General features: G+C 72.9%; 7 protein-coding genes and 12 pseudogenes. 9 read left to right on the top strand and 10 right to left on the bottom strand.

The window, feature by feature from the left end:
• Window positions 1-1,245: 1,245 nt before the first annotated feature.
• The 4 genes and pseudogenes from UK94_RS71820 to UK94_RS31275 form a co-directional block, all read left to right on the top strand.
• Window positions 1,246-1,556 (top strand): annotated as a pseudogene (locus UK94_RS71820) (L,D-transpeptidase); the annotation flags it as partial.
• Window position 1,557: 1 nt separating this feature from the next.
• The coding region (locus tag UK94_RS75620; RefSeq protein ID WP_268761748.1) for a L,D-transpeptidase at window positions 1,558-1,636 on the top strand (79 nt) is incomplete at its 5' end.
• Window positions 1,637-1,685: 49 nt separating this feature from the next.
• Window positions 1,686-1,808: pseudogene (locus tag UK94_RS71815) on the top strand (DUF3291 domain-containing protein); the annotation flags it as partial.
• 1 nt (window position 1,809) lies between these two features.
• Window positions 1,810-2,246 (top strand): DUF3291 domain-containing protein (locus tag UK94_RS31275; protein WP_235490857.1); only part of this gene is annotated, 437 nt, incomplete at its 5' end.
• Between the two features lie 17 nt (window positions 2,247-2,263).
• Here the strand turns inward: UK94_RS31275 and UK94_RS31270 are convergent.
• From UK94_RS31270 to UK94_RS75615, 4 genes and pseudogenes are all read right to left on the bottom strand, one after another.
• Window positions 2,264-3,076, bottom strand: a pseudogene (locus UK94_RS31270) (dihydroorotate dehydrogenase); the annotation flags it as partial.
• 1 nt (window position 3,077) lies between these two features.
• Window positions 3,078-3,220, bottom strand: a pseudogene (locus UK94_RS71810) (dihydroorotate dehydrogenase); the annotation flags it as partial.
• Between the two features lie 85 nt (window positions 3,221-3,305).
• Window positions 3,306-4,464, bottom strand: a pseudogene (locus tag UK94_RS31265) (glycosyltransferase family 4 protein); the annotation flags it as partial.
• Window position 4,465: 1 nt separating this feature from the next.
• The coding region (locus UK94_RS75615) for a hypothetical protein (RefSeq protein ID WP_268761747.1) at window positions 4,466-4,553 on the bottom strand (88 nt) is incomplete at its 3' end.
• Between the two features lie 644 nt (window positions 4,554-5,197).
• On the opposite strand from UK94_RS75615, the pseudogene UK94_RS75610 reads away from it, so the two are divergent.
• The 4 genes and pseudogenes from UK94_RS75610 to UK94_RS75605 form a co-directional block, all read left to right on the top strand.
• Window positions 5,198-5,310 (top strand): annotated as a pseudogene (locus tag UK94_RS75610) (hypothetical protein); the annotation flags it as partial.
• A 1-nt stretch (window position 5,311) separates the two neighbouring features.
• Window positions 5,312-6,438 (top strand): annotated as a pseudogene (locus UK94_RS31260) (PLP-dependent aminotransferase family protein); the annotation flags it as partial.
• A gap of 1 nt (window position 6,439) precedes the next feature.
• A pseudogene (locus UK94_RS71805) lies at window positions 6,440-6,524 on the top strand (hypothetical protein); the annotation flags it as partial.
• Window position 6,525: 1 nt separating this feature from the next.
• Window positions 6,526-6,610: hypothetical protein (locus UK94_RS75605; protein WP_268761746.1), on the top strand; the 85-nt coding region annotated here is incomplete at its 5' end.
• Between the two features lie 34 nt (window positions 6,611-6,644).
• Here the strand turns inward: UK94_RS75605 and UK94_RS31255 are convergent.
• Together UK94_RS31255 and UK94_RS71800 are read right to left on the bottom strand one after the other, a co-directional pair.
• Window positions 6,645-7,625 (bottom strand): annotated as a pseudogene (locus tag UK94_RS31255) (MFS transporter); the annotation flags it as partial.
• A gap of 1 nt (window position 7,626) precedes the next feature.
• Window positions 7,627-8,021: MFS transporter (locus UK94_RS71800; RefSeq protein ID WP_235490855.1), on the bottom strand; the 395-nt coding region annotated here is incomplete at its 3' end.
• A gap of 137 nt (window positions 8,022-8,158) precedes the next feature.
• Here UK94_RS71800 and UK94_RS31250 point away from each other — a divergent pair.
• Complete coding sequence (locus UK94_RS31250; protein WP_055752688.1) at window positions 8,159-8,587, top strand: DUF962 domain-containing protein; 429 nt, start codon at window positions 8,159-8,161, stop codon at window positions 8,585-8,587.
• On the opposite strand, the pseudogene UK94_RS71795 reads toward UK94_RS31250, so the two are convergent.
• The 4 genes and pseudogenes from UK94_RS71795 to UK94_RS71775 all read right to left on the bottom strand — a co-directional run.
• Window positions 8,523-8,744: pseudogene (locus UK94_RS71795) on the bottom strand (hypothetical protein); the annotation flags it as partial. The gene UK94_RS31250 and the pseudogene UK94_RS71795 overlap by 65 nt on opposite strands.
• Before the next feature lie 26 nt (window positions 8,745-8,770).
• Window positions 8,771-9,054 (bottom strand): annotated as a pseudogene (locus UK94_RS71785) (ABC transporter permease); the annotation flags it as partial.
• 1 nt (window position 9,055) lies between these two features.
• Window positions 9,056-9,766 (bottom strand): annotated as a pseudogene (locus tag UK94_RS71780) (ABC transporter permease); the annotation flags it as partial.
• 1 nt (window position 9,767) lies between these two features.
• Window positions 9,768-10,045: ATP-binding cassette domain-containing protein (locus UK94_RS71775; protein WP_235490853.1), on the bottom strand; the 278-nt coding region annotated here is incomplete at both ends.

The following is a 10,045-nucleotide window of genomic DNA, read 5'->3' as shown; positions in this document are numbered from 1 at the left end:
GTCCTTGCGCNCGTCCTTGAACCAGTCATCCTTGCGCTTGTCGTCCTTGCGCCAGTCGTTCTTGCGCCAGTCGTCCTTACGCCAGTCGTCCTTGCGCCAGTCGTCGCCGCCCCAGCTCTGGGCCTGCTTGACCGTGTCTCCCTCGCCGGACGCCCAGGCACTCGAGGCGGNTGGTCCCAGCGCGACGAAAATAGTGGCCATGCTCGACAGCGCGACCACTGCCGCCCGGGTCCTCATCGATCTCCGCACAGTTCTCCCCCACGGTTTCGGAAAAGCAACCAACCAAGGCCGCGGGAAGCGTATCCAGCTCGCCGGGAAGCGCAAACTCGGCGGCGCGCCATCGGTCTTTTTCAGCTTTCCGTCCTCATTTTCGCGCGCACCGACAGATGACCGGAGAATGAGCGGAAATGCGTGTCGACCACGTGGCCCCGCGACGACCGGCTGGCACCCGCGCGCAGTGCGCGGCGGGGGCGGCAGTCGTCCGGCGTATTCGGCCGCCCCGTCCCGACCCACCCCGACCCACCCCGGTCCGGCCCGATCCGGCCTCGTCCCGCCCGGTCCGCCGGACATGATCGGCGACTCCGTCGAAGCCCTCTCGGCCGGCGCGAGTGCAGGCACCCGGATGGCTACGTAAAGTAATCGCACGATGGCCGAGGGGGTTTGGATGCGCAGCACCGACACGAGCCGTCCGCCGACGCCGGGCCTCGGCAGGTCGCTTCGGCGCCGCACGGTCCGGCGCCTGGCCGGCCTCCTCTTCCCTGCCGACAGGTCGCCCTCGACCCGCATCCCGCCCCCAGTCGACAGGCCGCTCCCGACCCGCGTCGCGCTCCCGACCCGCATCCCGCCCCGGGGCGGCAGCCCATCCGTGGCGGCGGCGCTGCTGGCGGCGGCGCTGCTGGCCGCGGGCTGCCTGCTCGGCGCCTGTTCCGGACCGGCCGCCCCGGCGCGACCCGCCGCCCCGGCGTCGCAGGCCCGGGCGACGCCTCCCCCGGCCGGCACCGAACCGGCCGGCACCGAACCGGCCGGCCTCGCGGCGGGGCGGCACCTCGTCGCCCAGGCCGTCGTCCCCGAGATCACCTGGTTCGCGTCCCCGGACACCGGCGCGCCGCAGGGGCGGCTCGCCAACCCCAACCGGGAGGGCGTGCCGCTGGTGTTCGCGGTGGAGCAACGCCGGGCCCACTGGTTGCTGGTCCAGTTGCCCGTGCGACCCAACGGGTCGCGGGGATGGCTACGGGCCGAGGACANCCGGGTCACCGAGACCCCGTACGACCTACAGGTCGACCGCTCCGCGCATCGGCTCACCGTGCTGCGGGAGGGCGCGGTCATCGCTCGCCTGCCGGTGGGTATCGGAACGGGCGGTACCCCCACGCCGTCCGGCCGGTTCTACCTCACCGAACTGCTGCGACCCGCCGATCCGAACGGGCCGTGGGGCCCTTACGCCTTCGGCCTGTCGGGCTTCTCGGACGTGATTACCCGCTTCAACGGCGCCGACGGGATCATCGGGCTGCACGGCACGAACCGCCCCGACCTGGTCGGTACCGACGCCAGCCACGGCTNCATCCGGCTACGCAACGCCGACATCGAAAAACTTGCGGGAATCCTCCCCGTCGGCACGCCGGTCTCCATCAGGGGGTGAGTGCGGGTCATTCCTGGCGGATGCGGGGCGACGTCCCTAGGCTACTTTCATGACGGGTTACCACCTGGCCCAGGTCAACATCGCCCGGGTACTCGCCCCGCTCGACTCCCCCGCGCCGGATGACATCCTGGCCGGCCTCGCGCCGGTGAGCGACCTCGGCGACGGGCAGCCCNGCTTCGTCTGGCGGCTGCAGCCCGCGCAGGGCACCGCGGCCGTGCACACGTTCCGGCTCGACGCCGAGGCCGACCTCACCGTCATCGTGAACCTGACGGTCTGGGAGTCGGCGGACGCCCTCGCCGACTTCGTCTTCCGTCATGATCAGGGCGCGTTCCTGCGGCGCCGGCGGGAGTGGTTCCATCCGACCGCCCGGGCCACCAACGCCCTGTGGTGGGTGCCCGCCGGGCACCGTCCCGGCACGCCGGAGGCCGAGGAACGGGTTCGGCATCTGCGCACGCACGGGCCGACCGCGACCGCGTTCACCTTCCGGCTGACGTTCCCCCCGCCGGATCGGCGGATCTCCCTGGTGCCGGGCAGCGGTCCGGAGCCGGCCGCCGAGCCCGCGAGTCCCACCGACGTCGAGCTGCCGAGAAGCCTGGCCGCCGGCGGCTGAGTGCCGCCCGCGGCGGGTCAGCGGATCGCCGAGTCCACCGGATCGATCCCACCGGCGTCGATCCAGCTGGCGAGGATCGACCCGAACACCGACGGGTCCTCGCCGCGATTCCAGAACGCCGTCGCCGCCTGGACGGCCGCCGCCCCCGCCCGCAGGTACTCGGCGACGTCCCGTCCCTCGCCGACCCCACCGACCCCGACGATGTCGACGGTGTCCGGCAGCAGCCGGCGTAGCTGGCGCACCTGGCCGAGACCGACCGGCTTGAGTGCGGGTCCGCTCATCCCGGCGAGTTCCACGTCGACGACGGCACGGTGATCGGCGTCGACGACCAGGGCGTTGGGGAAGGTGTTCACCGCGGTGACGAAGCGCGGACCACCGGGGCGCCCGGCGAGCTCGGCGAGCACCGCGGCGAGCTCGGCGAGCGCCGCCGGATCGGAGAAGGGCGAGATCTTGACGCCGTAGGGGACGCGGCCGGCCTGATCACCGCCGGCCCGCGCGAGCAGTGCGTCGCCGACCGCGGTGCAGATCGCCGCGGTCTGGCCGGGGTCGAAACAGGCGATGCGCTTCTGGGCGCCGCCGTCCCAGACGTTGGGGCAGGCCAGGTTGAGTTCGACGAGATCGACGCCGGCGTCGGCGACAACCTCGGCGATCTCCTGGTACTCCCCGACGTCGAACCCGGCGACGCTGACGATCAGCGGCTTGCCCGCCTCGTGCGCCCGCTCGACCATCCCGGGTAGGTGCTCGCCGTAGTAGGCCAGGCCGCGGTTGGGCAAACCGAGCGCGTTGATCGAGTAGACCCGCCCGGGCCAGTAGACATTGCCGGTGTTGCCNGTCCGCGGCTGGCGGGTGATCGAGCCGACGACGATCGCCGCGACCGCGGACCGGGCGAAGGAGTCGACCTCCTCCACCGACTTGCACGTGCCGGCCGCGTTCATGACCGGGTGTTCCAGGGCGACGCCCGCCAGAGCACTCATGCCCGCCAGCCTAGGGGCGCCTCCGCGACGCCCGCCGCTCTCAGGCCACACCGGTCACGGGCCACACCGGTCAGGCCACAGCCGGTCAGGCCACAGCCGTCGACCTGCGGCCGAAGCGGCGACGCGTGCGGTGGCGGTCGATGGCCTTCTGGTAGACCGCGACGCGCAGGGCGGCGATCCGCTTCGGTTCCAGTTCCTCGGTGCCGACCCGGCCACGGGCGCCCACCGCGGCGGCGAGTTCCGGGTCGGTGAGGAAGGGCTCCAGCGCGTCGGCCAGGGCGGGGGCGTCCTCCGGCGGGACGACCGTGCCGCCCTCCCACTTCGCCACCCAGGTCGCGACGCCCGTGGTCGCGGTCGCGACGACCGGCCGACCCGAGGCCATACCCTCCAGGCCGGCGATGGAGAAGCTTTCGAACCGGCTCGGGACGACGACCGCCCGTGCCTCCTCGTACGCCTTGACGAGCTCGGGCCGGGTGAGGTGGCCCGCGAAGCGGCAGGTGACGCCGAGCTCGGCGGCGCGACGCGCCAGCCAGGTGCCGGTCGGGATGTCGTCGATGAGTCCGGACGACTGGCCCGCGAAGACCACCGTCGGCTTGACGCCGCGCTCGCCGAGCAGCGCGGCGGCCTCGATCAGCACGTCGAGGCCCTTGCGCCATTCGAGCCGGCCGACGACGAGCAGCGTCGGGTCGGTCTGCTGCGGCGGCGGCACGGCGACGTACGAGGAGCGGTCGAACGGGTAGGGGATCACGTCGGCGTCGGTGTTCTTCTTCAGCCAACCGAAGCCGCGCAGGGTGGTGACGATCAGCTCGGACGGAGCCGTCCGCGCGTCGGCGCGCAGCGCGGAGAACCGGTCGATCCGGTCCGCCAGCGCGCCCCTGCCGTGCAGCTCACCCTCACGCAGGCGGACGTCCATCATCGTCGGTGTGTGCAGGTGGATCACGAGGGGGACGTCGCGGCGCACCGCGGTGCGCAGGCCGCGGGTCTCGCCGTCCTGAGTCTCGATGACGTCGGGGTGCAGTCCGAGGCGGCGCAGCCAGAAAGCGTAGGAGACGGCGAGGACCACACGCAGGGACAGGGAATCGCGCGGATGGTTCTTGCCCTGAAACGACCGGCCCAGCGGGCCCAGATATCTGCTCACCGGCAAACGGAGCAACGGACGCCGGTACACCTTGACGCCGTCATGGTCCTCGTCGGTGCGGCGACGCCCCTGTGCACAGACTATATGGACCTGATGACCGAGCGCGNCCAGCGCGTGAGCGATGTCGTGCGTGTAGACACCCGCCCCATCCCAAATGATCGGCGGATACTGCTCGCACAAGAAGACGATCTCCATACCCATCCCCCACGGCGGCGAACTCCGGACGGCTCACCATAGCGCCAGCTTATCGAGCGCCCGCGGGGGGTTTCGGCCATTAGCAAACGCTGAGGATCTTAACATTGNCGTAAGAGAAGCAACGCTCGGACACGGTNTGACCTGCGCGTTCAGCCCGCGGCCCAACCAGGGGCCACCAGGCCGGAATGCCTTCCCCTCCGGGTCGACCGGACGCACACAGACACGCAGGCGACACCGTCCGGACAGCCACGGCACACCCCGAACAGGCACAGCTCCCCGGACAACCACGGCTTTCCCCGGATGGCGCCGAGACCGACCGTACGGCGACGGACACCGAACGAAACCGGCCGACACCGGCCGGACAGCGGTGGATACCGGCCGGACAGCGGCGGGTCAGCGGGACGACACCAGCCGGAGACCGGCAGCCCGGCGGTCGGAACCCGGCCGCAACACCCGACGGCGGGGCCGCGGGGCGGGCAGGCCGTAGCCCCGGTCCCGGGTGTCCGGCCCGTACATCGCGGCCAGTCCGACAAGCNCCGCGAACAGCCCCAGCAGCAGGAGTTCAGGCATCGTGGACCCGCCCGAGATGGTCGAGATGCGAAAGCACCCCGAGCCGGCAGACGATAGCGCTATTGTCCATTGTCATGGTCAACGATAGCAGTATCGATCGGGTCGTGGGAGAGCTTCGCCGACTCGCGGACGACGGGGCCGTCGGCGAGAAGCTGCCCAGCACGCGGACGCTGCAGCAACGGCTCGGNGTCGGCCCGGTGACCGTGCAGCGGGCGCTGGGCCGGCTGGTCGCCGAGGGCCGGCTGGTGACCCGGCCCGGCGCGGGCACGTTCGTCTCGGCGCGACGCACCGTCCAGGCCAGCGACACCGACTGGCAGCAGGTCGCACTCGGTCCGAGCCCCGTGCAGACCTCCGGCCTCGACGTGCTGTTCCAACTCATGGGCAGCCCGGGATTCCAGCTGGGAGCCGGCTACCTCGATCCCGGGTTGCGGGCGGACACCCGGCTGGCCGCCGCCGCCAGCCGGGCGGCGCGGCGGCCGGACGCGTGGGCCAGCTCCCCCACGGCCGGCATCCCGGAGCTGCGGAGCTGGTTCGGCCGGCAGATCGGCGCCGAGCCGGAGAACGTGCTGATCACCCCGGGCAGCCAGGGCGCGCTGTCGGCGACGTTCCGCGCGATCCTGCCCGCCGGCCATCCCGTCCTGTTCGCCACCCCCACCTACCCCGGCGCGCTCGCCGTCGCCCGCAGCGCCGGGCACATCCCCATCCCGGTACCCGGCGACCGGGACGGAATCCGGCCCGAGCTGCTGCGCGAGGCGTTCGCGCGGACGTCGGCCCGGCTGCTGGTCATCCAGCCCACCTACGCCAACCCGGACGGCAGCGTGCTCGCGGCGCAGCGCCGCGGCGAGGTGCTCGACATCTGCCGGCGGGCCGGGGCGTTCATCGTCGAGGACGACTTCGCCCGCTGGCTCGGCTTCGCCACCGTGACGCCGCCGCCCCCGCTGTGGCAGGACGACGACCACGGGCAGGTCATCACGATCCTCTCCCTGACCAAGGTGCTCGCCCCGAGCCTGCGGGTCGGCGCGGTCATCGCCCGCGGACCGGTGATGAGCCGGATCGCGGCCATGCGGATCGTCGACGACTCCTTCGTCGCCCGCCCGGTTCAGCACACGGCGATCGAGCTGGTCAGCGGGCCCGCCTGGGCGGCGCAGGTCCGGGCGGTGGGCGGCGCCCTGCGGGAGCGGGCCGCGGCCCTGGGCGCGGCGCTCGCCCGCGAGCTGCCCGAGTGCTCCTTCGCCCCGCCGCGCGGCGGGGTGAACCTCTTCCTGCGCCTGCCCCGCGGGATCGACGACCTCGCGGTGGCAACCAGCGCCGGGCGNCTCGGGGTGGCGGTGGCCCCGGGCCGGTTCTTCACCATCGGCGAGCAGGAGTCGGGCCACCTTCGCCTGTCCTATGCGGGCATCCNCAGCGAGGACATCCCGACCGCCGTCAGCCTGCTCGCGCAGGCCGTGCACGCGGTGGCCGAACGGACGCCCGGATTCGCGAACTGATCCACGAACGCCGCCGCCGGGACCGACCCGGGGCCTACGGCCGGCCGGGCGTCGCCGCGGCCTCCCGACCCGGGGCCGTCCCGGCCGGACGCGCCCCCCGGGCCGTAGATCCGACCTGGACCTGGATCTGGGCCACGGTGCCGGCGACCTCCCGCCACAGCGGCGGCAGCAGGGCGGCGGTGACCAGCGCCGCGATCGCGGCCAGCACGAACGGCAGCCGCGGATCGGCCGCGAACAGCGCCCCGGAGGCCAGCGCCGCGAACACGGTTGTGGCGGTCTGCGTCGTCGCGAACAGACCCTGGCCGCGGCCGGTACCGTCCCTCGCGGCACTCTCCTGGGCGAGCAGGGACTGGGCCGCGGGGTAGGCAACGGCGAGGGCCACCGCCTCCACGCAGCTCAGCAGGATGATGAGCGGGATCGAGTGCAGGAACGGGTAGCTGGCGACCGTCACCGACAGGACGAGCGTGGTCACCCCGATCAGCCGGCGCCGGTCACACCGGTCGGCGAGCCAGCCGGCGGGCCAGGCGAAGACGAGGTAGGGCAGCGCGAACAGGGTGAAGGTGAGGCCGATCAGCGTGGTGGACGCGCCGTCGCGCTCCATCAGCAGGCTCCAGCAGGTCTCGTAGACCCCGCTGATCAACCCGTCGCACCCGGCGACCAGCAGCAGCCCGAGGACGCCGCGGCGCAGCAGCAGCCGGGCCGGCGGGGCATCGCCCTGCGAACCCGGCGAGGTGCTGCTCCCCGCGGCGGCAGTCGAGATCGTGGGTTCACCCGTAACCGGGGCGGGCGCAGGAGCCGTGGCAACGGCGGGAACCGATCGGGCGCGGACGGTCGCGGGCAGGAGCCACAGCACCGGCAGCGACGCCAGCACCGCGGCCGCGCCGCTGCCCAGAAACACCAGGTCCATCCGGTGCTCGCCCGCGAATCCGCCGAGCAGCGGACCGAGTGCGACGCCGAGAAGCTGCCCGGTGTAGATGGCGCTGAACGCGCGGCCCTGCGCGCCGGGGGCGACCGTNGCGGCGACCGCGGTCAGCGCGGCGACCTCGAACGCGCCCGCGCCGGCGCCCTGCAGCACGCGCATGGCCGCGTCCATCCCGATCCCCGTCGAGGCGAACAGGCCGAGGCAGCCCGCGCCGTAGGCGGCGAGCCCGACGAGCAGCACCCCGCGGTGGCCGCGGGCCGCCGCCGCCCGCCCGGCGGCGTACTGCGACAGCAGAGCCCCAAGGAAGAACGCCGCCATCACGACCCCGACGCCGGCGGCGGAGATGTGCCGGTCGGCCAGGTAGAGCGGCAGCAGCGGGGCGATGGCGAAGGAACCGAGCCACTGCAGCAGCGTCGCGGCCGTCAGGACGGCGAGCAGGCGGCCCGGGCGGGACGGACCCGCCTGCGCCGATGCGCTCGCCTTGTCCATCTCTGGGTCCTACCCCGCGGGCGCGGCACCTGGCAACGTGGATACGGCCGGGCGAGAGACCGGCGGGCGAGCCGGTCCGGGCCCGGCGGGGACCTGACCTCGGTGCCACGGCCGGCGAGACGTGGGAGGTAGCGGTTATGACCATGCGACGCGGGACGCACGGATCCGGGCCGGCCGGCAGGGCGGTGCCCGACCGTTCGGCGCCGTTCGCCCAGAAGATGGCGTACTACCGGTCCCAGCACACCGGTCGGGCCATCCGGCTGACCCACCTGGTCGGCATCCCGGGGGTGGCCTTCGCGCTGCCGGTCGTGTTCGCCCGGCCCCGGATCGGCCTGCCGGTGTTCGCGGCGAGCTGGGCCGTGCAGATCGCCGGGCACGTGCTGTTCGAGCACAACCGTCCCGCGCTCGCCGACGGCCCCCTGACCTACCAGCTCTGCGGTCTGGCCAACTGGTGCGAGGAGGTCGCCGACCTGGTCGGCCGCGCTGGGGCAGCCGATCTGGTCAGCCGCGCAGGGGCAGCCGACCCGTGGGCGGCTGCGACTGGCCGCGGATCGGACCAGGCCTGAACCCGGGCGGCCCCGTGCCCTCCGCCGGCGCGGCCTCCGCCGCCCGGGTGACCTTGGGCTCGATCCGGCGCAGCATGACCGTGGTGAGTAGCAGCGCGATCACGCCGATGCCGATGCCGATCACGATGTCGAGCGCCCAGGTACCCGCGGTGTGTTCNCAGAGCCGGTCGGGACGATCGGTGNGCAGGGTCGGGTTGCCGAGCTTGCTCACCACGTTGATGTCGTCGGTGGACGCCAGCGCCGCGAACCCCCACCGGGCCGGGACGAGGTAGCTGATCTGCTCCAGCACGAGCCGCCCGGTCATGGAGGTCAGCCCGCCGGAGAACACGAGCTGCCCCATCGTGACCAGGACCAGGATCGGCATCGCCTTGTCCGCGTTGTCGATCAGGGTGGAGACGAACAGGCCGATCATCATCGACGCCAGCGCAGCGACGATCACCGCCAGCAGGCACTCCAGCAGCGGCGAGNCGAGGGCGGCGGCCTGCGGCGGAGTACGACCCACCACGGCGATGAGCGTGAAGACCAGGCACTGCGCGGTCGTGATGGCGGTCATCAGGATGATCTTCGAGCCGAGGTAGGCGGTGCGGGACAGCCCGATCGTCCGCTCCCGCCGGTAGATCGCGCGTTCCTTGACGATCTCCCTGATCGAGTTGGCCATCCCCATGAAGCAGGCGCACAGCACCAGCACGACGAGCACCTTGGTGGCGTCGGGGTTCGGTGACTGCGGTAGCGGCCCCAGGCCGTCGGGAGCCTTGAGCACCCGCGGCACGATGCCGAGCAGGAACGGGTAGGCGATGATCAGTCGCAGGTAGGACCGGTCGGCGAGGACGACCCGCCAGTACCGGCGGGTCAGCGTCGACAGCTGCGCGGTCACCGGCTGCTGGCGGACGCTGGGCAGCTCCGGTGGCGCCTTGCGCACCGCCGGCGCCACGACCGCGGAGGGCACGAAGAACTCCGACGCCCGGAAGCGGGCGGCCATCTCCTCGCCCGGGGTGGCCTCCAGTTCCCGGAACACTGCGGCGAACTCGCGGAAGTCCTGCTTGCCGAAGAAGCGTAGCGCCCCGTCGGCCGGGCCGAAGTAGGCGACGTGACCGCCGGGCGCAAGCACCAGGATGAAGTCACACAGGTCCAGGAACAGCACGCTGTGGGTGACGACGATGACGGTCCGGCCGCTCTCGTNGGTGGACCCGGCGCCGCCGCCCTTCGCGAGGCCGCGCAGCGTCTCCATCACCGACTGGTCGTTGGCCGGGTCGAGGCCGGAGGTCGGCTCGTCGAGGAAGAGCAGCGACGGTCGGGTGAGCAGTTCGAGCGCGACGCTGGTGCGCTTCTTCTGGCCGCCGGAGAGCCGGGAGACCCGGGTGTCGGCGTGCGCGGACAGCCCGAGCTGGCCGATGACCTCCTCGACCCGGGCGCGCCGCTCGTCCGCGGTCGTGTCGGCCGGGAAGCGCAGCTCCGAGC

This window comes from Frankia sp. AvcI1, assembly GCF_001420875.1.
Classification (GTDB): Bacteria; Actinomycetota; Actinomycetes; order Frankiales; family Frankiaceae; genus Frankia; species Frankia alni.
This window is presented reverse-complemented; position numbering and strand designations above follow the sequence as displayed.